22 protein-coding genes and 1 tRNA gene are annotated in these 20,582 nt (G+C 66.9%); 21 read left to right on the top strand and 2 right to left on the bottom strand.

All coding sequences use genetic code 11. The features are described from left to right. Positions 1–10: 10 nt before the first annotated feature. From AC1RNP_RS12005 to AC1RNP_RS11945, 13 genes are all read left to right on the top strand, one after another. Positions 11–1,984: a FimV/HubP family polar landmark protein gene (locus AC1RNP_RS12005; RefSeq protein ID WP_493051499.1), complete on the top strand. Its 1,974-nt coding sequence runs from the start codon at positions 11–13 to the stop codon at positions 1,982–1,984. Between the two features lie 148 nt (positions 1,985–2,132). After that, the gene (locus tag AC1RNP_RS12000; RefSeq protein WP_493051498.1) at positions 2,133–4,046 is read left to right on the top strand and encodes a FimV/HubP family polar landmark protein; all 1,914 of its coding nucleotides are present in this window, start codon (positions 2,133–2,135) and stop codon (positions 4,044–4,046) included. A 47-nt stretch (positions 4,047–4,093) separates the two neighbouring features. Further along, complete coding sequence (truA, locus tag AC1RNP_RS11995) at positions 4,094–4,882, top strand: tRNA pseudouridine(38-40) synthase TruA (protein ID WP_493051497.1); 789 nt, start codon at positions 4,094–4,096, stop codon at positions 4,880–4,882. 175 nt (positions 4,883–5,057) lie between these two features. Beyond that, positions 5,058–5,738, top strand: a complete 681-nt coding sequence (locus AC1RNP_RS11990; RefSeq protein ID WP_493051496.1) for a phosphoribosylanthranilate isomerase — start codon at positions 5,058–5,060, stop codon at positions 5,736–5,738. Between the two features lie 434 nt (positions 5,739–6,172). Next, a complete protein-coding gene (gene trpB, locus AC1RNP_RS11985; RefSeq protein ID WP_493051495.1) occupies positions 6,173–7,414 on the top strand; it encodes a tryptophan synthase subunit beta in 1,242 nt (413 codons plus the stop codon). An 87-nt stretch (positions 7,415–7,501) separates the two neighbouring features. After that, positions 7,502–7,882 carry a hypothetical protein gene (locus AC1RNP_RS11980; protein ID WP_493051494.1) on the top strand — a complete coding sequence of 127 codons (381 nt, stop codon included), beginning with the start codon at positions 7,502–7,504 and terminating at the stop codon, positions 7,880–7,882. A gap of 65 nt (positions 7,883–7,947) precedes the next feature. Then, positions 7,948–8,757 (top strand): tryptophan synthase subunit alpha, encoded by an 810-nt coding sequence (gene trpA / locus AC1RNP_RS11975; protein WP_493051493.1) that lies wholly within the window; start codon positions 7,948–7,950, stop codon positions 8,755–8,757. A 220-nt stretch (positions 8,758–8,977) separates the two neighbouring features. After that, a complete protein-coding gene (accD, locus tag AC1RNP_RS11970) occupies positions 8,978–9,871 on the top strand; it encodes an acetyl-CoA carboxylase, carboxyltransferase subunit beta (protein WP_493051492.1) in 894 nt (297 codons plus the stop codon). 4 nt (positions 9,872–9,875) lie between these two features. Beyond that, positions 9,876–11,249, top strand: coding sequence for a phosphoglucosamine mutase (gene glmM / locus AC1RNP_RS11965; protein WP_493051491.1), 1,374 nt, complete (start codon positions 9,876–9,878; stop codon positions 11,247–11,249). A 55-nt stretch (positions 11,250–11,304) separates the two neighbouring features. Beyond that, positions 11,305–12,261, top strand: a complete 957-nt coding sequence (locus tag AC1RNP_RS11960; RefSeq protein ID WP_493051490.1) for an isopenicillin N synthase family dioxygenase — start codon at positions 11,305–11,307, stop codon at positions 12,259–12,261. 16 nt (positions 12,262–12,277) lie between these two features. After that, complete coding sequence (locus tag AC1RNP_RS11955) at positions 12,278–12,559, top strand: hypothetical protein (protein WP_493051489.1); 282 nt, start codon at positions 12,278–12,280, stop codon at positions 12,557–12,559. Between the two features lie 13 nt (positions 12,560–12,572). Beyond that, positions 12,573–13,214: an RNA polymerase sigma factor gene (locus tag AC1RNP_RS11950; protein WP_493051488.1), complete on the top strand. Its 642-nt coding sequence runs from the start codon at positions 12,573–12,575 to the stop codon at positions 13,212–13,214. A 29-nt stretch (positions 13,215–13,243) separates the two neighbouring features. Further along, positions 13,244–13,621, top strand: a complete 378-nt coding sequence (locus AC1RNP_RS11945; protein ID WP_493051487.1) for a VOC family protein — start codon at positions 13,244–13,246, stop codon at positions 13,619–13,621. 34 nt (positions 13,622–13,655) lie between these two features. On the opposite strand, the gene AC1RNP_RS11940 is transcribed toward AC1RNP_RS11945, so the two are convergent. Further along, positions 13,656–14,339, bottom strand: a complete 684-nt coding sequence (locus AC1RNP_RS11940) for a DUF6445 family protein (protein WP_493051486.1) — start codon at positions 14,337–14,339, stop codon at positions 13,656–13,658. A 75-nt stretch (positions 14,340–14,414) separates the two neighbouring features. Further along, on the bottom strand, positions 14,415–15,218 hold the full coding sequence (locus tag AC1RNP_RS11935) for an SDR family NAD(P)-dependent oxidoreductase (protein WP_493051485.1): 804 nt from the start codon (positions 15,216–15,218) through the stop codon (positions 14,415–14,417). Positions 15,219–15,285: 67 nt separating this feature from the next. Here AC1RNP_RS11935 and tpiA point away from each other — a divergent pair, with 67 nt between their 5' ends. The 8 genes from tpiA (at position 15,286) to nuoE (ending at position 20,578) form a co-directional block, all read left to right on the top strand. Continuing rightward, complete coding sequence (gene tpiA / locus AC1RNP_RS11930; protein WP_493051484.1) at positions 15,286–16,038, top strand: triose-phosphate isomerase; 753 nt, start codon at positions 15,286–15,288, stop codon at positions 16,036–16,038. 22 nt (positions 16,039–16,060) lie between these two features. Next, the gene (gene secG, locus AC1RNP_RS11925; RefSeq protein ID WP_493051483.1) at positions 16,061–16,528 is read left to right on the top strand and encodes a preprotein translocase subunit SecG; all 468 of its coding nucleotides are present in this window, start codon (positions 16,061–16,063) and stop codon (positions 16,526–16,528) included. Positions 16,529–16,611: 83 nt separating this feature from the next. Further along, positions 16,612–16,696: transfer RNA gene (locus tag AC1RNP_RS11920), tRNA-Leu, on the top strand. A 205-nt stretch (positions 16,697–16,901) separates the two neighbouring features. Next, positions 16,902–17,258, top strand: a complete 357-nt coding sequence (locus tag AC1RNP_RS11915) for an NADH-quinone oxidoreductase subunit A (RefSeq protein WP_493051482.1) — start codon at positions 16,902–16,904, stop codon at positions 17,256–17,258. Between the two features lie 105 nt (positions 17,259–17,363). Beyond that, positions 17,364–17,942 (top strand): NuoB/complex I 20 kDa subunit family protein, encoded by a 579-nt coding sequence (locus AC1RNP_RS11910; RefSeq protein WP_493051481.1) that lies wholly within the window; start codon positions 17,364–17,366, stop codon positions 17,940–17,942. Positions 17,943–17,946: 4 nt separating this feature from the next. After that, positions 17,947–18,735, top strand: coding sequence for an NADH-quinone oxidoreductase subunit C (locus AC1RNP_RS11905; protein WP_493051480.1), 789 nt, complete (start codon positions 17,947–17,949; stop codon positions 18,733–18,735). Beyond that, on the top strand, positions 18,732–20,054 hold the full coding sequence (locus AC1RNP_RS11900; RefSeq protein WP_493051479.1) for an NADH-quinone oxidoreductase subunit D: 1,323 nt from the start codon (positions 18,732–18,734) through the stop codon (positions 20,052–20,054). Before AC1RNP_RS11905 ends, AC1RNP_RS11900 begins: the two co-directional genes overlap by 4 nt. Beyond that, on the top strand, positions 20,051–20,578 hold the full coding sequence (gene nuoE / locus AC1RNP_RS11895; protein ID WP_493051478.1) for an NADH-quinone oxidoreductase subunit NuoE: 528 nt from the start codon (positions 20,051–20,053) through the stop codon (positions 20,576–20,578). The genes AC1RNP_RS11900 and nuoE overlap by 4 nt, the downstream gene beginning before the upstream one ends. Positions 20,579–20,582: the final 4 nt, after the last annotated feature.

Raw genomic sequence — 20,582 nt, 5'->3', positions numbered from 1 at the left:
GAAGCGGGGCATGTTGGCTTCGGCACTGGCGGCGGCGTTCGCCATGGCGCCGGTGCAGGCGCTGGACGTCGACCAGATCACGATCAAGTCACGGATCGGCGAGCCGCTGCTGGCTGAAATCCCCATCGTCGTCACCGATCCGGCCGAGCTGGAGAAGGTGCAGGCGCAACTGGCCTCGGCGGTGACCTTCGCGCGCGTCGGCCTGCAGCGTCCGCACGGCGTGGTGGCCGATCTGCGCTTCGCCGTGGTGAAGGACAAGCGCGGCAAGTCGGTGATCCGCATCACCACGTCGGCCCCGGTGCAGCAGGACTTCTTCACCTTCCTGATCGAAGTGGATTGGGGCAACGGCCGCATGGTCCGCGAGTACTCGGTCTCGCTGGGCACGCCCAACACGCTGATGGCATCGACGCCGCCGGTGATCCAGGCCCCGGTGGCGGGGCCGTCGAACCTCATCGCCCGTCAGCCCGAGCCCGAGCAGGCCCCGGCCCTGGCGGAAGCCATTCCGCTGGCGGGAGACAAGAAAGCAGCCTTGCCGCCGGCTTCGTTGCCGGCGCCCGTTCCGCTGCAGGTCGAGCCGCCATCACGGACCCCGCCGCCAGCCGTCGCCGCCAAGCCGCGCGAGCAGGCCGTCGCCAGGAACGACGTCGCGGTAGCGCCGAAGGAGAAACCGAAGCCCAAGGCGGAACCGAAGCCTGAGTCGAAACCCGATGCCAAGCCGGCGTCCAAACCGGAACCGAAGGCGAAGCCGGACGCGCCGGCCGTCGCCGCGAAAAAACCGGTACCTGCCGCCGCGCCCGCGCCCAAGCCGAAACCGCAGCAGGCCGCCGCGCCCGCCGTCGAGCGCAAGGCCAGCGATTACGGCCCGGTCAAGGCCGGCGACAACCTGAGCAAGATCGCCACGACCATGGTGCCGGACACCTACTCGCGCGATCAGGTCATGCTGGCCTTGCTGCGCACCAATCCCGGCGCCTTCATCGGCGGCAACATCAACCTGATCCGCAAGGGCACGACCTTGCATGCGCCGACCGAGGCCGAACTCTCGCGCTTCAGCGCCGCCCAGGCCGCGATCATGGTGCGCGACCAGATCAACCAGTGGCGCGGCGGACATCCGACCACGCCGCAACCGGCCGCGCTGGCGGGCGAGCCGCCGCGTCCGCCGACGCCACCGGCTGCCGCGCCCGTGAAGCCTGGTGTCATGGCGGCCGCTCCGGCCAAGCCGGACAAACGCGTCGCCAGCGCCCGGCTCGAGATCGTACCGGCCGCCTCGGCCGCCGAACGCGCCGTGGCGGGCACGCGCAGCGGCATCGCCGCCGGCGGCAGCGGCGAACTGCAGCAGGCATTGGTGCAGACCAAGGAAACGCTGGCCTCGCGCGATGCCGAGATCAAGGAACTGAAGAGCCGCCTTGCCGGCCTGGAGAAGATCCAGCAGGACCAGCAGAAGCTGATCGAGCTGCAGGGCACCGAGCTGGCGTCCGCCCAGCGCAACACCGGCGCGGCGCAGAAGCGCGAAGCCGCGAACGCGCCCGCGACGGACCGCGCGCCGATCTGGCCCTGGCTGATGATTTCCCTGCTCGTGATCCTGGCCCTGGTGTGGCTGATCTCGCGGCTGCGTGGTCCGGGAGCGTCGCCCGCGCGCCGCAGTTTCGACACCGAGGCGCTCGCCAACGCGGTGCCGTCCCCTGCCGCCGCGGAACCGGAACCGTCCACAACTGCTGCGTCCATGACAGCGGCGCCTACGACTGCGGTACCTATGACAGCTGCACCTATGACAGCTGCACCGACCTGGCACGGCCGCGGCGGCACGGGGCCACTCTCGGGCGGCGCGGCCGCGTCCGACGGCCTCAAGCGCATTCGTCTGGCGCAGGCCTACCTCGATCTCGGCGATTTCGAGGCGGGGCGCCGCCTGTTGCAGGAAGTCGCCGAGGGCGCCGACGAGACCGCCTGCGAAGCCGCGACGCGATTGCTGCAAGCCCTCGATGAGTGACGGGCGGGAGCACCACTCCCGTCCCGCTCGCGTGCGATGGCATGCGAAGGCGAAAGCGGCACGAAGCCGGCAAAAAAGAGACATGCGCCCGGAACCCGCGCCATGAAAACGTTGCGGATCAATGGCGTGCGCGGCTAGAGTGCGCCGCATGACCCGGGGAAACATGATCACCGCGGCAATGCGCAAAGCATTGATCGCCGCGCTGGCGGCGACGTTCGCGTTGCTGGCCGGCCCTGCCTTCGCGCTCGGACTCGGGCAGATCCAGGTGAAGTCGCAGGCGGGGCAGCCGCTGCTGGCGGAGATCCCGATCGTCTCCAGCGATCCGGCCGAACTCGAGAACCTGCAGGCGCGTCTGGCCTCGCCGGAAACCTTCGCCCGGATCGGCCTGGCGCCACCGCGCGGGCTGGTCTCCGATCTCAAGTTCACCGTCGCGCTGGACGCCCGCGGCCAGCCCGTCATCCGGGTCACCACCGATGCGCCGGTACAGCAGCCGCTGCTGACCTTCCTGGTCGAGGTGGACTGGGGGCAGGGCAGGCTGGTGCGCGAATACTCCGCACTGCTCGACGCGCCGCGCACGGTCTCGGCGCCCTTGCAGCCGGCGATCGAGGCGCCGACGTCGGGGGCATCCAACACGATCGAGCGCGAGGCGGCCCCGGCCGAATCCGCGACCACGCCGGAAGCCCCGCCCGCGGAACCGGAAGCCAAGCCGGAATCGCCAGAGAACGGGGCGGCATCCAAGCCCGTCGCCGCCGCGCCGCTCGAAAAACCGGCCGACAACGCAGTGGCGCCGGCCGTGCCCGCTTCCGGCGCGGTGAAATCCGAAGCCGCGCAGACGCCGAAGCCGGCTCCCGGCGACGAATACGGCCCGACCAAAGCGGGCGACACGCTCTCCGCCATCGCCGGCCGCCTCGGCGTCGAAGGCTATTCGCTCGACCAGACCATGCTGGCGCTGCTGCGCGCCAACCCGGACGCCTTCATCGGCGGCAATATCAACCTGCTGCGCACCGGCGCGACCCTGCGCGTGCCGCAGACCGAGCAACTGTCGGAGCACAGTGCCGCCGAAGCGCGCACGCTGGTGCGCGAGCAGATCAGCAAATGGCGCGAGGGCACGCGCAAGCCGGTGCAGCAGCCGGTGGCCGTGGCCGGTGCGGAAGGCGAGGCCGCCGACACACCGGCGCCGGCCAGCCAAGCGGCGCCGGCGGCGACCAACAAGCCCGTCGCGGCCGAAAACAAACCGGCCAAGGCCGCGGCGCCGACGCGCGCCGCCGACGCGCGGCTGGAAATCGTGCCGCCGTCCGGTGACGGCGGGAAGCAAGCCGGCACCCAGTCCGGGCTCGATGCGAAGGGCGGAGGTGACATGCTGCGACAAGAGAACGTGCAACAGGCGCAGGAAACGCTTGCCGCGCGCGAGGCCGAGGTGCAGGAACTGAAGGCACGCGTCGCCGAGCTGGAGAAGCTGCAGCAGGATCAGCAGAAGCTGATCGCGATGAAGGACAGCGCCCTGACCGCCGCGCAGAGCAAGCTCGCCGCGCAGCAGCAGTCGACGACCGCCACGCCGCCGCCGACTTCAAAGGACACGCCGATCGCGCTGTGGCCATGGCTGACCGGCGCCGTGGTGGTCGCATTGCTGGCGTGGCTGCTGTTCCGTCGCCGCAAGGCGGCGCCGCAGCCGAGGCGCCCGGCTTTCGACAACGCGCCGACGCTCGAAGAGATCACCGCGCGCGGTGCTCCGAATGGTGGCACTGATGATCGTGCCGCGGCCATGGTGGCGGCCGCGGGTGTGGGCGCCCGGACAGCCGTGCGCACGCCCACCTGGCATGCGGGGGATTCCGTCACCGCTGCCGCTACCGCCAACGCAGTCGCCTCGGTCGCGGCGCCGGCGGATGCCGAACCGAGTGCCCAAGCGGGTATCGAACCCGTCGCCGACGACCGTCTCGAACTCGCCCGCGCCTACATCGACCTCGGCGACGTCGACACCGCCCGCACCCTGCTGCTCGAAGTGGCGGCCAGCCAGAACGCGGCGGCCCGCGGCGAAGCCGGGCGCATGCTACGCGACCTGTAGTCATCGCCCGCTCGGCGATTGCGCACGCGCATGGACGGATGCTGACGATGCGGTATGCGTTGGGCGTCGAATACGACGGCGCCGGATTCCTCGGCTGGCAGCGACTCAGCCAGCCAGGTGAAGGCGACGACGGCACTGTCCAGACGCGGCTGGAGCAGGCGCTTTCGTTCGTCGCCAACACGCGCGTCGAGACCATCTGCGCCGGCCGCACCGATGCCGGCGTGCATGCGCAATGCCAGGTGGTGCACTTCGACAGCGATGCGCCGCGCGATCCGCGCGCCTGGGTGCTCGGCACGACGACGCAGCTTCCGGACGCGGTATGCGTGCGCTGGTGCCTGCCGGTGGCCGATGATTTCCACGCGCGTTTCTCCGCGCGGGCCCGGCGCTACCGCTATCGCATCCTCAACCGTCCGATGCGGCCGGCGTTGCAGCGCCACTACCTCACCTGGGAACGGCGCCCGCTCGATACCGAGGCCATGCATCGTGCCGCGCAGGCGTTGCTCGGCGAGAACGATTTTTCCGCGTTCCGCACCGTGCATTGCCAGGCGCCGCATGCGCGCCGCGACCTGCAGGCGATCTCGGTACGCCGGGACGGCGACCTCGTCGAGGTGGAAGTGCAGGCCAACGCCTTCCTCCATCACATGGTGCGCAATATCGTCGGCAGCCTGTTGATGGTCGGGCGCGGCGAAAAACCGGAAGCCTGGATCGCCGAACTGCTCGCCGGGCGGGATCGCACCGTCGCCGGGCCGACCGCGCCGCCGACCGGGCTGGTGTTCCTCGGGCCGCTGTACCCGCCGCAGTGGGGGTTGCCCGAAGAAGTAACCCAGGCAATGTAACTATTTGTCGCCACTGGGGTTTCAAGGGCGCTGTGGAAAAACGGTTACGCTGCGAAGTGCCTTCACAGTTTGAACGCTCGTGCATCGATCGAGTGATGCCATCCTTGGCGCAACGCCGCCGGCTTCGGATCGTCCGGCCCGGCCATCCGCGTCCGGTCGTTCGGGACCGCAGTCGATGTCGAAAGGGCATCAGCTGAGCGCGGCCTCGAATCCCCTGTTCCGCACGCGCATCAAGTTCTGCGGTTTCACCCGCGCCGGTGACGTGCGGCTGGCCTGCGAACTGGGCGTCGATGCGGTCGGCTTCGTGTTCGCGCCGGGCAGCAAGCGCCGGGTTGTGGCCGAGGAGGCGAGGGCGATCCGGCAGGCGTTGGCGCCGCTGGTGGATTCGGTGGCCCTGTTCAAGGACAACCCGTCCGAGGAAGTGCGCAATGTCGTGCGCCAGATGCGGCCGAGCCTGCTGCAGTTCCATGGCGACGAGAACGAGGTGTTCTGCCGCAGCTTCGGTGTGCCGTATCTCAAGGCGATCGCGATGGGTGAGGAGACCAGTGATCACGCGCTCGCGACCCTGCACGCGCGCTATCCGTCAGCGGCCGGATTCCTGTTCGACAGCCATGTCAGCGGCGGGAGTGGCGGCAGCGGCAAGACGTTCGACTGGACGCGCATTCCGGCCGGCATCCAGAAGCCTTATCTGCTCGCCGGCGGTCTCACGCCTGACAACGTCTTCGATGCGATTCGGGCGGTGCACCCCTGGGGTGTCGACGTCGCCAGCGGCATCGAAAGTGCGCCGGGGTTCAAGGACGGCGACAAGATGCGGCGCTTTGTCGAGGCGGTGCGGGCGGCCGATTCTGACAACTGATTCCAGACGAATGACTTCGGGCAAACGACAGCGGCGCTGTGGCAAGGCAACGTCGAACCAATCGTCATTCCAGCGAAGGCTGGAACCCATTTTGCCTTTGGTATGGCCAACTCAAGATCAAAATGGGTCCCCGCCTTCGCTGGGATGACGGCGCTCAACACTTTCGTCGTGGCCTTGAGACGAAAACGCTCCGGATTGTGTAGGCTATGCCCACGCCATGAAATCCTCGAACCGCCCGCCATCGCCCTTCGGTCGCTCCCTGCGACGCTGGCGCCGCGTGCCCGCGGCGGCCGTTCGATAACCGACGCGTCACCTGGACCTACCGCGGTCGGTATCGGCCTTTCGCCGGCCAGCCGATCACCGCAAAACCTCCCGCAGCCTGTCTGGCCCATCCTGTCCATCGTGGCCGCGGCGCACCGGTTCCGGAGCACATCATGTCCCCCAAACCCAATCCTCAAACCGCGCCCGGCGCGGCGATCGATTACCACCAATATCCTGATGCCAACGGCCACTTCGGCCGCTACGGCGGACGCTTCGTCGCCGAAACCCTGATGGGGCCGCTGGAGGAGCTCGCCACCGCGTATGACACCGCGCGCGTCGATCCGGCCTTCATCGAGGCTTTCGAGCGTGATCTTGCCCACTACGTCGGCCGTCCGAGCCCGATCTACGACGCCGCGCGGCTGAGCGACCATGTCGGCGGCGCGCGCATCCTGCTCAAGCGCGAGGACCTGAACCACACCGGCGCGCACAAGATCAACAACACCATCGGCCAGGCACTGCTCGCCAGCCGCATGGGCAAGACCCGCATCATCGCCGAGACCGGCGCCGGCCAGCACGGCGTCGCCAGCGCCACCGTCGCCGCGCGCCTGGGCCTGGAGTGCGTGGTGTACATGGGCGCCACCGACATCGAGCGGCAGAAGATCAACGTCTACCGCATGCGACTGCTCGGCGCGACCGTGGTGCCGGTGCACAGCGGCTCGGCCACACTGAAGGATGCGTTGAACGAAGCGATGCGCGACTGGGTCACCAACGTGCGCGACACTTTCTACATCATTGGCACCGTGGCCGGGCCCGATCCGTATCCGCGCATGGTGCGTGACTTCAACGCCGTGGTCGGACGCGAGGCGCGCGCGCAGATGCTGGCCGAGTACGGCTGCCTGCCGGACGCCATCACCGCCTGCGTCGGTGGCGGCAGCAATGCGATCGGCCTGTTCTACGCCTTCCTCAACGATCGCGACGTGCGCATCGTCGGCGCCGAGGCGGCGGGCGAGGGCATCGCCAGCGGCAAGCATGCCGCTTCGATCGCCGCCGGCCGTCCGGGCGTATTGCACGGCAACCGCACCTACGTGATCTGCGACGACGACGGGCAGATCACCGAGACGCATTCGGTGTCGGCGGGCCTGGACTATCCGGGCGTCGGCCCCGAACACGCCTTCCTCGCCGACACCGGCCGCGCCGAATACGTCGGCGTCACCGACGACGAGGCGCTGGCCGCGTTCCATCTGCTGGCGAAGACCGAAGGCATTCTTGCCGCGCTCGAATCCAGTCACGCCATCGCCCAGGCGATCAAGCTGGCGCGCGAATTGCCGAAGGACAAGCTGGTGCTGTGCAACCTGTCGGGACGTGGCGACAAGGACGTGCACACCATCGCTGCGCGCGAAGGCATGGCCCTTTGAGGGTGAGATCGTATCTCCGCTCTGGAAACATCGCGGGCATGCGATCACGTGTGATTTCGGTATTGGCCGGCTTGGGGGCGTCCATCAATGCTTGAAGCAATCTTGCAGTTCATCGGAGAGTTGCTGTTGCAAGCGGTCGTCGAGATCCTGGTCGAGATGGGATTCCACTCATTGCAGGAGCCCTTCAAGAAACCGCCCAATCCTTGGCTCGCGGCCATGGGCTATGCCATTTTCGGCGCCACTCTGGGCGGGGTGAGCCTGTGGCTTTTCCCGGAACATTTCACACCTCCTGGAATCTGGCGACTCCTCAATCTCGTTTTCACACCCGTCGCCGCGGGACTGCTGATGATGGCGCTGGGGGCATGGCGCGCACGCCGCGGCCAGGCGGTGTTTCGGATCGATCGTTTTTCCTACGGATATTTGTTCGCGCTCTGTCTGGCGCTGGTGCGCTATCAGTTCGCTGCGTGAGCGCGCGACTCCCGGCAGAAATAACTCCACTCAATCAACATTCTTAGAGCAGATCTGATACAAACATGACCCGTATCGATGCCAGCTTCGCCACGCTGAAGGCCGATGGCCGCAAAGCGCTTGTGCCTTTCATCACCGCGGGCGATCCCTCGCTCGAAGCCACCGTTCCGGTCATGCACGCGCTGGTCGAAGCCGGCGCAGACGTGATCGAACTGGGCGTGCCGTTCTCCGACCCGATGGCCGACGGCCCCACCATCCAGCGCAGCTCCGAACGCGCGTTGGCACGCGGGGCGGGGCTCGCGTTCGTGCTCGAGAGCGTGCGCGCGTTCCGCGAGCGCGACGCCGACACGCCGGTGGTGCTGATGGGATACCTGAACCCCGTCGAGATCCGCGGTGCCGAGCGCTTCGCCGCCGATGCCGCGCAGGCTGGTGTCGATGGCGTTCTGCTGGTCGACCTGCCGCCGGAGGAGGCCGCGCCGTTCCGCGATGCCTTCACCGCGCACGGCATCGCGTTGATCCTGCTGGCATCGCCGACCACGAGCGAGGCGCGGCTGTCGTGGCTGTGCGGGCACGCGCAGGGCTATCTGTACTACGTCAGCTTCGCGGGTGTGACCGGTGCCTCGGAACGTCTCGACACCGTCGCCGCCTCCGAACGCCTGCGCGCGATCCGCGCCGCCAGCGGCGCGCCGGTCGTCGCCGGCTTCGGTATCAAGGATGCCGCCAGCGCCGCGGCGATGGCGGTCGATGCCGATGGCGTGGTGGTCGGCAGCGCACTGGTCGCATCGCTCGCGGATGCCACGGGCGTCGACGACGCGGTCGCCAGGGCCGTGGCCTTCCTCGCACCGCTGCGGGAGGCGCTGGATCGCACGTTTTGAACGGCCGTATAGCGGCCGCGAGCGGCATCCCACAATACGGCAGGGGATGGCGCTGCCGGCGAATCAAGTGCGCAAGCATTTGATTCCTCAGGTAACGGGCGGCGCCGGACTTGCGACTTCAGGAATGCACAGGTGTGCGTTCCTCATCAGCCTGATAGCGTGCGTGCGCTAAACTTCTCCCCTGAACGCGGCCCGGCCGCCATGAGGCAACTCCGAACGCATGTCGTCCTGGCTGAAGAAATTGATGCCCGCGCGCATCCGCACCGAGGCGGGTGCGACCAAGAAGCGCAGCGTGCCGGAAGGGCTGTGGGAAAAATGCGAGCGCTGCGGCGCCGTACTGTATCGCCCCGAACTCGAGGAAAACCTCGAGGTCTGCCCGAAGTGCAACTTCCACATGCCGATCCGCGCGCGCGTGCGCCTGGCGGCGCTCTTTGACGCCGGCAGCACGCAGGAAATCGGCGCCGCGCTCGGCCCGACCGACGTGCTCAAGTTCAAGGACCAGAAGAAATACAGCGACCGCATCAAGGCCGCGCAGAAGGCCACGGGCGAACGCGACGCCCTGGTCACGCTGCAGGGCACGCTGAAGCAGCGTCCGCTGGTCGCCAGCGCCTTCGACTTCGCCTACATGGGCGGTTCGATGGGCTCGGTGGTGGGCGAGCGCTTCACGCTCGGCGCCGAACGCGCGCTGGAGATCGGCTCGCCCTTCATCTGCTTCTCCGCCAGCGGCGGCGCGCGCATGCAGGAAAGCCTGTTCTCGCTGATGCAGATGGCCAAGACCTCGGCCGCGCTGGCGCGCCTGCGCGATGCCGGGCTGCCCTACATCTCGGTGCTCACGCACCCCACCACCGGCGGCGTCTCGGCCTCGTTCGCGATGCTGGGCGACATCAACATCGCCGAACCGGAAGCGCTGATCGGCTTCGCCGGTCCGCGCGTGATCGAGCAGACCGTGCGCGAAACGCTGCCGGAAGGCTTCCAGCGTTCCGAATTCCTGCTCGAACACGGCGCGATCGACCAGATCTGCGACCGCCGTGAACTGCGCGAGCGCCTCGCGCACCTGCTTGCGTTACTCACAGGGGCCCCCAAACCCGAAGACGATGTGATCGTCGAAGCATAGGTGTATGAGCAGACAATATTTCGGAACCGACGGCATCCGCGGCCGTGTCGGCGAAGGCCCGATCTCGGCTGATTTCGTGCTGCGCCTGGGCAATGCCTACGGCCACACGCTGCGCGCGGCGATGAAGCAGACCGGCGAGAAGCGCGGCGGCGAGTGGCGCCGCCCGCAGGTGATCATCGGCAAGGACACGCGCATTTCCAATTACATGTTCGAGGCGGCGCTGGAAGCCGGGCTGGTCGCCGCAGGCGTCGACGTGCAGCTGATGGGGCCGATGCCCACGCCCGCCGTGGCGCATCTGACGCGCTCGCTGCGCGCCGACGGCGGCATCGTGATTTCCGCTTCGCACAATCCGCATTACGACAACGGCATCAAGTTCTTCTCCGCCGAAGGCGAGAAGCTCGACGACGCGACCGAACTGGCCATCGAGGCGGCGCTGGAGAATCCGTTCAGCACGGTGACCTCGGAGCAGCTTGGCAAGGCGATCCGTACCCGCGATGCGGTCGGCCGTTATGTTGAGGCCTGCAAGAGTTCGGTCTCGCGCCATTTCGAGCTGGACGGCATGCGCATCGTGCTCGACTGCGCGCACGGTGCGACCTATCAGATCGGGCCCCTGGTGTTGCGCGAGATGGGCGCCCGTGTCGATACGATCGGCGTGGATCCTTCCGGCCTGAACATCAATGACGGCGTCGGTTCGACGCATCCGGAAGGTCTGGCCGCGCGCGTGCGCGAGACCGGCGCCGATCTCGGCATCGCCTTCGACGGTGACGGCGATCGCGTGCTGTTCGTCGACAGCGATGGCGTGTTGCGCGACGGCGACGACCTGCTGTTCGTGCTCGCTTCGGACTGGAAGGAAAGCGGCCGTCTGCATGGGCCGGTGGTCGGCACGCTGATGACCAACTACGGACTCGAACGCGCGCTGGCGGATGCCGGGATCGGCTTCATCCGCGCCAAGGTCGGCGACCGTTACGTGCACCAGGCGCTGCTCGAACACGGCGGCATCCTCGGCGGCGAGGCGTCCGGGCACCTGCTGTGCCTGGATCGCGCCACCACCGGCGACGGCATCATCAGCGCCCTGCAGGTGCTGGAGGTGCTGCATCGCCGTGGCATCAGTTTGCAAGAAGCCCTGCGCGGACTGCGCAAGGTGCCGCAGAAGACGATCAACGTGCGCTATGGCGGCGGTGCCAGGCCGACCGAGGCGGACAGTGTGAAAGCGGCGCTGGCGGATGCGCAGCAGGCGGTGGAGGGCAGGGGGCGTGCCTTCCTGCGGCCTTCCGGTACCGAGCCGGTGGTGCGCGTGACCGTGGAGGCGGACGACGCGGAGTTGGTGCAGACTACGCTCGATCGGTTGGCCGATGCCGTGCGCGCGGCAGCCGTCTGAGTATTTTGCCCCGCCGCACGGGCGCCGGGGTTGCCAAGGACAAAGACATTTTCAAATGAGCACGAGCCAAATCCCCACCCTCGACATCCGCCGCTTCACCCATCCGACCAGCCCCGAGGATCGCCAGGCCTTCGTCGACGAACTCGGCGCCGCCTATCGTGAGTGGGGGTTCGCGGGTATCCGCAATCACGGCATTCCGCAGTCGCTGATCGATGATTCCTACGATGTGTTCAAGCGCTTCTTCGCACTGCCGGAGGAGGCCAAGAAGCACTACCACGTCCCCGGTGGCGGCGGCGCGCGCGGCTACACGCCGTTCGGCGTGGAAACCGCGAAGGGCGCCAAGTACTCCGACCTGAAGGAGTTCTGGCACATCGGCCGCGAGATTCCCGACAACTCCAAGTACCGCGACGTGATGGCGCCGAACCTCTGGCCGCAGGAAGTCGAAGGCTTCCATGAGAAGGGCTACGCGCTCTACAACGCGCTCGACCAGCTCGGCTCGCAGGTATTGGGCGCGCTGGCCCTGCACATCGGCCTGCCGGAGAACTACTTCGCCGACAAGACCGACTTCGGCAACTCGATCCTGCGCCCGATCCACTATCCGCCGATCACCGCCGACGACATCCCCAACGTGCGCGCCGGCGCGCACGAGGACATCAACCTGATCACGCTGCTGGTCGGCGCCAGCGCCGCCGGTCTGGAAGTGCTGTCGAAGAAGGGCGAGTGGGTGCCGTTCACCTCGGACGCCGACACCATCGTCGTCAACATCGGCGACATGCTGCAGCGCCTGACCAACCACGTGTATCCGTCCACCACGCACCGCGTGGTCAATCCGCCGGGCGAGCAGGCGCGCAAGCCGCGCTATTCGGTGCCGTTCTTCCTGCATCCGAATCCCGATTTCCTGATCGACGTGCTGCCGTCCACGATCACGCCGGACAATCCCAAGCGCTATCCCGAGGCGATCACGGCACAGGGATACCTGGAAGAGCGGCTGCGCGAAATCAAGCTGAAATAAGGCGCGGGCAAACCTCATGCGTGACGTGCTGCCGATCGCGGAGCGTGTGCTGGCGGTACTCGAAATTGCCGGCGCGGCGGCGATGGTCTGCTATGCCGTCGTGGTGCTGCGGGATGGCATGCGGATTGGCGATGTCGCCGGGCCGATCGCGCTGTTCTTTTCAGGCCTGATCGCATTGCTCGCATTGACGCTGGCGATCGCCGGCATCGCGATGTTCAGACGCGCCAGGCGCAGATGGTGGTATCAGGGATTGCCCGTCGTGGCGTTGTGCATCGCCGCCGTGCTGGTCATCGGATGACGCGGATCACCCCATGGATCGGGAGACTTGCGACCGGTTGTACGCGCAGGCCCGCCGGCTGACGGCCCGGCCGGCGGACGTCGACGACCTCGTCCAGGAGACTTTGCTCGCCGCGCTGCAAGCCGGCCGTTCCGATCTGCCATGGCTGAGCGGGGTGTTGCGCAACCAGGCGGCCTTGCAGGCGCGCTCGGCGGTGCGCCGGCGTCGCCGTGAAAGCTTTGAGGCCGTTGCGCAGGAGGGGGCGATCGAAGAAGCGGCTTCGGAAGCGGCCGAACGTGGCCTGGCTCCGCGCATGCCCGACTGGCTGCGACGTCTGCCTCCGGCGAGTCGCAAGGTGGCGGTTCTGGCCTTGCACGGCCTGTCGGCGGAAGAAATCCGCTGGCTCCTCGGCATCAGCCCCGTTGCCTTCCGGCAACGGCTGACCGGCATCCGCAAGGCCCTGGCCGGGTTGCGGCCGGCGGAACGCAGTGAAAGCCTCGCGCTCGCCTACGTGCGCGATCCCGCGCGCAGCGCCGACCTGCAGTTCGGGCTGGTGCGCCGTGCGCTGAAGGCGGCGATGTTCGGTAGCGACGGCCTCGGCACTCACGACGGCGACGGCCACCTGCTGGTGATCCGCACGCGTGCTCACACTTCGGGCACCGGCGGCAACGGATAGGCGGGATCACACAATCAGGAGGCATCCCCATGCTGTCGAATTGCAAAGTAGGCGCCATCGTTTTCTTCGTCACCGATCTGTCGCGTTCGGTCACCTTCTATCGCGACACGCTTGGCTTGCCGGTCAATCTCGTCGACGGCCACGATGGCGCGTTCGCGATGGCGCAGGTCGGTGAACTGGTGCTGGTGTTCATCGTGCACGCGGCCAGGGCGGGGGAGTCGCCGGTGGTCGTGTTCAGTCTCGACGGCGGCATCGACGATTACGCCGAGGCGCTGGCGGGGCGCGGGGTCGAGATCGTGGTGCCGGTCGGCGAATCGCCGGATGGCGGCTTGTCGCTGGATTTCGTCGATCCCGACCGCAATCTGCTGAGCTTGCACCAGGGGCCGGATCTGCCGCGCAGGCAATAAACAGCATCGAGGATGCGGCCGGTGTTCGGAAAGATCAGGTCATCCAGAAAAACACCGCCGCCATCCGCTTCTCCTGCAGCGTCTGCCCCCAGTAGCCGGTGGCGCTGTGGATCAGGTTGGCGCGATACAGCAGCAGCCGGTTGTAGCGGTGCGGGATGCGCATGTCCTCGACGAACGAGTCGGGCGCGACGAAGCGCGAGCCCAACGCGTCGGCGAGATTGAGATGCGGCGCCATCACCGTGTTGCCGCCCAGCTGGCCGCCGGGCATGCGCTGCCGGTAGAAGCCGGTGCCGCAGCTGTCCGGCACGTTGGGATTGAGATAGAGCACCGCGGCATAGCGGCACAGGTGGCGTGAATCGGTGTGCGGCCGCGGCTGGCATTCGTCGATGCCGACCACCTGCACGCAGTTGTGGTTGAGATGGGTGCCGTCCGCCGCGGTCGTGACCGTCAGTTTCTTGGCGCGGGTGGCCTGTTTCACCCAGGCCTCGAGGGGCGCCAGTTCATCCGGTTCGAGGCAGGGAATCGAGCGCAGCCCCGGCCAGCTTTCCGGCTTGTAGGGATAGCCCTCGTGCCAGTCGGTCTTGGCCAGGCAGCGGGCGCGGATCGCATCGGCGTTGGGCAGGGCGTCGTCCAGCAGCCAATAGTCGCGGCCCAGTGTGGGCTTCTGATAGGGCAGGATCGGCAGGCGGCGCTGCGGCTGGGGGCGTTGTCCGAACATCTCCGCACTATAGAACGGGCATGCCGCCCCGTGGCGGGTGGCATGTCCAGGTTCGGCCGGTGTGGATGAGATGAATCAGTCGATCGAGCGGATCCTGCGCGAATTGCGCGCCATCAGCTTGAGCAGCAGGCCATCGGGCAGCAGCCAGGCCAGGCCGCGGATCAGCTTGTAGACCAGTCCCGGCACCACCACGACCTGTCCACGTTCGGCCGCGTCGATGCCGGCGCGAGCCACGTCCTCCGACTTCAGCCACATCCACTTCGGCAGCTTCGACATCATCGCGCGCGTGCCGGTCACGTCGTGGAACTCGGACCAGGTAAAGCCGGGGCAGAGCGCCGTGGCATGCACGCCGGCGTCGGCATTCTCCAGCGACAGGGCCTCGCTGAACTTGACCAGGAAACTCTTCACCGGCGCATAGAGCGTCTGTCCGTCCGCCGACGGCACCAGCGCCGCGAACGAGGCGACATTGAGGATGCGGCCGCCCTGTGCGCGGATCGACGGCAGCAGGCGCCAGGTCAGTTCGCACACCGCGCCGATCATCACCTGCAGGAAATGCGTGTGCGTCGCCCAGTCCTTGCTCAGGTAGCGGCCCGGCACGCCATAGCCCGCGTTGTTGACCAGGATGCGCACCGGCAGCTCGCGTTGCTGGATTTCCGCCACCAGCGCGCGTGGCGTATCCGGATCGGCGAGGTTGGCGGCGATCACCACCACCGGCACCTGGGTCCGCAGCTCGTCGGCCAAGGCCTGCAGCCGCTCGAAGCGGCGCGCGGTGAGGATCAGCGGCACGCCCCGGCGCGCGTATTCACGGGCGATGGCTTCACCGATACCGCTGGAGGCGCCAGTGATCAGGGCGTAGCCGGCGGAGGGGGCTGTCGTCATGTGTCGGGTCCCAGGGCCATGAAAGGGGATCGGCTATTCTGTTCCTTTCAATGTTCAGGAGTCGCTGATGCGCCGCAGGATCGTCGCCGGGAACTGGAAGCTGCACGGCAGCCGCGATTTCGCCACCCAGCTGGTGGCCGAACTGGTGGTCGGCCTGCCGGTGGCGGGCGTGGAAACCGTGCTGCTGCCGCCGCTGCCGTATCTCGGCGAGCTGATCCGCGATTTCCAGGGCCATGCCGTGGCCTTCGGCGCCCAGGACGTCAGCCAGAACGAGAAGGGCGCCTACACCGGCGAGGTCTCGGCGGGAATGCTGGTGGACGTCGGCGCCCGCTACGGGCTGGTCGGCCATTCCGAGCGCCGCCAGTATCACCAGGAGAGCAGCGAACTGGTCGCGCGCAAGTTCCTGGCCGCCAAACACGCCGGCCTGACCCCGATCCTGTGCGTGGGCGAGACCCTGGAACAACGCGAGGCGGGCCGGACCGAGGCGGTGATCGCCGCCCAGTTGGCCCCGGTTTTCGAGTTGGCCGGTGCCCAGGCCTTCGATGGCGCCGTGGTGGCCTACGAGCCGGTCTGGGCGATCGGCACCGGCCGCACCGCCAGCCCGGAGCAGGCCCAGGCCGTGCATGCCTTCATCCGTGGCGAGGCCGCTTCGCGCGATGCTACAATCGCGGATTCGCTGCCGCTGCTGTACGGCGGGAGCGTGAAGCCTGAGAACGCCGCCGCGCTGTTCGCCCAGCCGGACGTAGATGGCGGGCTGATCGGCGGGGCATCGCTGGTGGCCGCCGATTTCCTGGCCATCGTCTCGGCCGCCGCGAACTGAATTCTGACGAGAGTCCCACTCGATGTTGTTGCTGATCCTCAACGTGATATTCGTGCTCATCGCCATCGCGATGATCGCGCTGATCCTCATGCAGCGCGGTGCCGGCGCACAGGCCGGCTCCGGCTTCGGCGGCGGCGCGTCCGCGACCGTCTTCGGCGCGCGCGGTTCGTCCAACTTCCTCTCCAAGGCCACCAAGTGGCTGGCGATCGCATTCTTCGCGATCACGCTGTACATGGCGTGGAGCGCTACCCACAACGCCAGGCCGGTCGCTCCGGGCCAGCAGGACCTCGGCGTGATGGGGCAGGTCGTCCCGCCCGCGCCTGCGCCCGACGCCGCTCCCAAGATTCCTTCGGCGCCTGCGCAGAACGCTCCGTCGCAGGTTCCCGCGCAATCCGCTCCGGTGCCGCAAGCGCCCGCGCAGCCGGCCAGTGCGCAGCCGCAGTCCCAGCAGCCGGCGCCGTCGCAGCCCGCTCCGCAGGACAAGAAGTAATCGCGAAGGGCCTGAACAAAGTTCAGCGGTTCCTTTACAATAGACAAGCTCCGCACGAGGCATTGCGCGGAGCGAAAGAAATTGCCCAGGTGGCGGAATTGGTAGACGCACTACCTTGAGGTGGTAGCGGCTTAGGTCGTGGGGGTTCGAGTCCCCCCTTGGGCACCACGTAATGCGGGAGTGAGCCGCAGGAAAAGAGGTCAGGCAAGCAGGTTCGCCCGACTACTTTTCCCGGCTTCATTCCACGCGTAGCCACAGAGCGGAAATGAACTGAAGAGGAGTTTGGATACGAGGGAAGGGCAAGCGGTCACGTCCTGACTCCACTCCGACTCCTCTTCGATTCGTTGACGCTCTCAAGCCGAGAGAACACAGAGTGCTGGCCGAATACCTGCCGACCCTACTGTTCCTGTTCGTTGCCACCGGTATCGGCATTGCACTGCTGATCATTGGCAACATGCTGGGGCCCAAGCGCCCGACGCTCGAAAAACTGTCGCCGTACGAATGCGGCTTCGCCGCGTTCGAGGACGCGCGCATGCAGTTCGACGTGCGCTATTACCTGATCGCGATCCAGTTCATCATCTTCGACCTGGAAATCATCTTCATCGTGCCCTGGGCCACCGTGTTCCGTGACCTGGGCACGCTCGGCCTGATCGAGATGGGCATCTTCGCCGGCATGCTGCTGCTCGGCTTTATCTACGTCTGGAAGAAAGGGGCGCTGGAATGGGAATGATCCTTCAGCGCCGGACCGGGCATCCTGCCGCAACGATCGCTGGCGCGATCGTTGCGTCGGCACATCCTTGTGCCGAAACGGCGACCAACAGGGCGGTGAATTGATATGGGCGTTTCTCAAACCGTCGCGCGCCTGATGAACAACCCGCTGCCGGAAGGGCGGGTCGATGACATCCTGCGTCCCCAGGGCGAAAATCCGCTGCTCGAGCGCGGTTTCGTCACCACCAGTTCCGACGTGCTGCTGAATTGGGCGCGCACCGGTTCGATGTGGCCGATGACTTTCGGTCTGGCGTGCTGCGCGGTTGAGATGATGCACGCGGGCGCCGCACGACTGGATCTCGATCGCTACGGCGTCGTGTTCCGCCCGTCGCCGCGTCAGTCCGACGTGATGATCGTGGCCGGCACCCTGGTCAACAAGATGGCGCCGGCGCTGCGCAAGGTCTACGACCAGATGCCAGATCCGAAGTGGGTGATCTCGATGGGCAGCTGCGCCAATGGCGGCGGCTACTACCACTATTCCTATTCGGTGGTGCGCGGTTGCGATCGCATCGTGCCGGTCGACGTCTACGTGCCCGGCTGCCCGCCCACGGCCGAGGCGCTGGTGTACGGCATCCTGCAATTGCAGAAGAAGATCCGCCGCAGCACCAACTTCGGCGACAACAAGACGGGACTGCAGGAAGGTTGATGGTATGACGGCTGAGTCTGCATCCGCTTTTGCCCAGCGCCTGCGCGCGCGTTTCCCCGAGGCCGAGGTCACGGTGGCGCAGCCGCGCGGAATCGAGCCGCATCGTCAAGGCGGCGAGGTTGGCATCGTGTTCTCCAGCGAAGCCTGGCACGACGGCTGCAAGGCGCTGCGCGACGAGTTCGGTTTCGAGCAGCTGATCGACGTCTGTGGCGTCGACTACCTCGGTTACGGCAGCGACGAGTGGGATACCGATGTCTCCTCGGAAGGATTCAGCCGTGGCGTCGAGGGACGCAACGTCGGCCGCTTCAAGTTCGGCGAGACGCCGAGCCGTCAGGTCGCAGAGCCGCAAGGCGAGGCCTCGATGCCGACGCCGCAGCGCCGCTTCGCCGCGGTGCTGCAATTGCTGTCCGTGCAGAACAATCGCCGCGTGCGCGTGAAGGCCTTCGCGCCGAACGATGATCTGCCGATCGTTGCCTCGGTCACCGATCTCTGGCCGGTTGCGAACTGGTTCGAGCGCGAGGCGTTCGATCTGATCGGCATCATTTTCCAGGGCCATCCCGATCTGCGCCGCATCCTCACCGATTACGGCTTCGTCGGACATCCCTTCCGCAAGGATTTCCCGTTGATCGGCAATGTCGAAGTGCGTTACGACGCCGAGAAGAAGCGCGTCGTGTACGAACCGGTGACCTCGGTGGAGCCGCGCGTCGGCGTCCCGCGCGTGGTGCGCGACGATGCGCGCTACGCCACCGCGGCCGGTGAACAGATGTCACGCAAGGCGGAGGGCGCGAAATGAGTGCGCAGCCCGAAACCCATCCGCATCCCTCGCACCTCGCTTTCGCCAGCAACGAAGGCGAGGCGAAGCAGGAGATCCGCAACTACACGCTGAACTTCGGCCCGCAGCATCCGGCCGCACACGGCGTGCTGCGCCTGATCCTGGAAATGGACGGCGAAGTGGTGCAGCGTGCCGATCCGCACATCGGCCTGCTGCATCGCGGCACCGAGAAGCTCGCCGAATCCAAGCCCTTCAACCAGTCGATCGGCTACATGGATCGCCTGGACTACGTCTCGATGATGTGCAACGAGCACGCCTACGTGCGCGCGATCGAAACGCTGATGGGCATCGAGGCGCCGGAGCGCGCGCAGTGGATCCGTACCTTGTTCGACGAGATCACGCGCATCCTGAATCACCTCATGTGGGTGGGTTCGAACGCGCTCGACCTCGGCGCGATGGCGGTGTTCCTCTACGCCTTCCGCGAGCGCGAAGAACTGATGGACGTGTACGAGGCGGTGAGCGGCGCGCGCATGCACGCCACGTACTACCGCCCCGGCGGCGTCTACCGCGATCTGCCGGAGCGCATGCCGCAGTACCGCGAGTCGCCGTGGAAGAAGGGGGCCAAGCTCAAGCGCTTCAACGCCTGGCGCGAAGGCTCGATGCTGGATTACCTGGAGGCCTTCTCCAAGGATTTCGTGCATCGCATCGACGAATACGAAACGCTGCTCACCGACAACCGCATCTGGAAGCAGCGCACCGTCGGCATCGGCGTGATCCCGCCGGAGCAGGCGCTGGCCTGGGGCATGACCGGTCCGATGCTGCGCGGTTCCGGCGTGGCCTGGGATCTGCGCAAGAAGCAGCCGTACGCGAAGTACGCCGAAGTCGACTTCGACATCCCGGTGGGAGTGAAGGGCGACTGCTACGACCGCTATCTGGTACGCGTCGCCGAGATGCGCCAGTCCACCCGCATCATCGAGCAGTGCGTGAAGTGGCTGAAGGCCAATCCCGGCCCGGTGATGCTCGACAACTACAAGGTGTCGCCTCCCTCCCGCGAGGAGATGAAGGACGACATGGAAGCGCTGATCCATCACTTCAAGCTGTTCTCCGAAGGCTATTGCGTGCCGGCGGGCGAGACGTACAGCGCGGTCGAGGCGCCGAAGGGCGAGTTCGGCTGCTATCTGGTCTCCGATGGCGCCAACAAACCGTTCCGCGTGCATCTGCGCGCGCCGGGCTTCGCGCACTTGTCGTCGATGGATGAGATCGTGAAAGGCCACATGCTGGCCGACGTGGTGGCGATGATCGGTACCTACGACATCGTGTTCGGAGAGATCGACCGATGAGGGCGACAGGCAATTTCGAAAACGCGCGCAACGTCGACCCGATGGTCGTGCTGAGCGATGAGACGCGTGCGCACATCGACCACTGGCTGACCAAGTTTCCGCCGGACCGCAAGCGCTCGGCCGTGCTGCAGGGCCTGCACGCGGCGCAGGAGCAGAATGGCGGCTGGCTGACCGACGAACTGATCGCCGGCGTCGCCAAGTATCTCGACCTCCCACCGGTGTGGGCATACGAAGTGGCCACGTTCTACTCGATGTTCGAGACGCAGAAGGTCGGTCGCCACAACGTCGCCTTCTGCACCAACATCAGCTGCTGGCTCAACGGCGCCGAGGATCTGGTCAAGCACGCCGAGAAGAAGCTCGGCTGCAAGCTCGGCGAATCCACCGCCGACGGCCGCGTCTACCTCAAGCGCGAGGAAGAATGCGTCGCCGGCTGCTGCGGCGCGCCGGTGGTCGTCATCAATGGCCATTACCACGAGAAGCTCGACACCGCGAAGGTGGATGAGCTGCTCGATGGATTGAAGTGAGGCC

This window comes from Luteimonas sp. GW821-FHT14E02, assembly GCF_058803905.1.
Note: the sequence above shows the minus strand (reverse complement) of the source record. Positions and strands in the feature narration are given on the sequence as shown.

Bases quoted from the DNA above. Each gene is read 5' to 3' on its own strand.
- AC1RNP_RS12005 (WP_493051499.1), top strand. From the start codon at position 11: ATGTTGGCTTCGGCACTGGCGGCGGCGTTCGCCATGGCGCCGGTGCAG.
- AC1RNP_RS12000 (WP_493051498.1), top strand. From the start codon at position 2,133: ATGACCCGGGGAAACATGATCACCGCGGCAATGCGCAAAGCATTGATC.
- truA (WP_493051497.1), top strand. From the start codon at position 4,094: ATGCGGTATGCGTTGGGCGTCGAATACGACGGCGCCGGATTCCTCGGC.
- AC1RNP_RS11990 (WP_493051496.1), top strand. From the start codon at position 5,058: ATGTCGAAAGGGCATCAGCTGAGCGCGGCCTCGAATCCCCTGTTCCGC.
- trpB (WP_493051495.1), top strand. From the start codon at position 6,173: ATGTCCCCCAAACCCAATCCTCAAACCGCGCCCGGCGCGGCGATCGAT.
- AC1RNP_RS11980 (WP_493051494.1), top strand. From the start codon at position 7,502: ATGCTTGAAGCAATCTTGCAGTTCATCGGAGAGTTGCTGTTGCAAGCG.
- trpA (WP_493051493.1), top strand. From the start codon at position 7,948: ATGACCCGTATCGATGCCAGCTTCGCCACGCTGAAGGCCGATGGCCGC.
- accD (WP_493051492.1), top strand. From the start codon at position 8,978: ATGTCGTCCTGGCTGAAGAAATTGATGCCCGCGCGCATCCGCACCGAG.
- glmM (WP_493051491.1), top strand. From the start codon at position 9,876: ATGAGCAGACAATATTTCGGAACCGACGGCATCCGCGGCCGTGTCGGC.
- AC1RNP_RS11960 (WP_493051490.1), top strand. From the start codon at position 11,305: ATGAGCACGAGCCAAATCCCCACCCTCGACATCCGCCGCTTCACCCAT.
- AC1RNP_RS11955 (WP_493051489.1), top strand. From the start codon at position 12,278: ATGCGTGACGTGCTGCCGATCGCGGAGCGTGTGCTGGCGGTACTCGAA.
- AC1RNP_RS11950 (WP_493051488.1), top strand. From the start codon at position 12,573: ATGGATCGGGAGACTTGCGACCGGTTGTACGCGCAGGCCCGCCGGCTG.
- AC1RNP_RS11945 (WP_493051487.1), top strand. From the start codon at position 13,244: ATGCTGTCGAATTGCAAAGTAGGCGCCATCGTTTTCTTCGTCACCGAT.
- AC1RNP_RS11940 (WP_493051486.1), bottom strand. From the start codon at position 14,339: ATGTTCGGACAACGCCCCCAGCCGCAGCGCCGCCTGCCGATCCTGCCC.
- AC1RNP_RS11935 (WP_493051485.1), bottom strand. From the start codon at position 15,218: ATGACGACAGCCCCCTCCGCCGGCTACGCCCTGATCACTGGCGCCTCC.
- tpiA (WP_493051484.1), top strand. From the start codon at position 15,286: ATGCGCCGCAGGATCGTCGCCGGGAACTGGAAGCTGCACGGCAGCCGC.
- secG (WP_493051483.1), top strand. From the start codon at position 16,061: ATGTTGTTGCTGATCCTCAACGTGATATTCGTGCTCATCGCCATCGCG.
- AC1RNP_RS11910 (WP_493051481.1), top strand. From the start codon at position 17,364: ATGGGCGTTTCTCAAACCGTCGCGCGCCTGATGAACAACCCGCTGCCG.
- AC1RNP_RS11905 (WP_493051480.1), top strand. From the start codon at position 17,947: ATGACGGCTGAGTCTGCATCCGCTTTTGCCCAGCGCCTGCGCGCGCGT.
- AC1RNP_RS11900 (WP_493051479.1), top strand. From the start codon at position 18,732: ATGAGTGCGCAGCCCGAAACCCATCCGCATCCCTCGCACCTCGCTTTC.
- nuoE (WP_493051478.1), top strand. From the start codon at position 20,051: ATGAGGGCGACAGGCAATTTCGAAAACGCGCGCAACGTCGACCCGATG.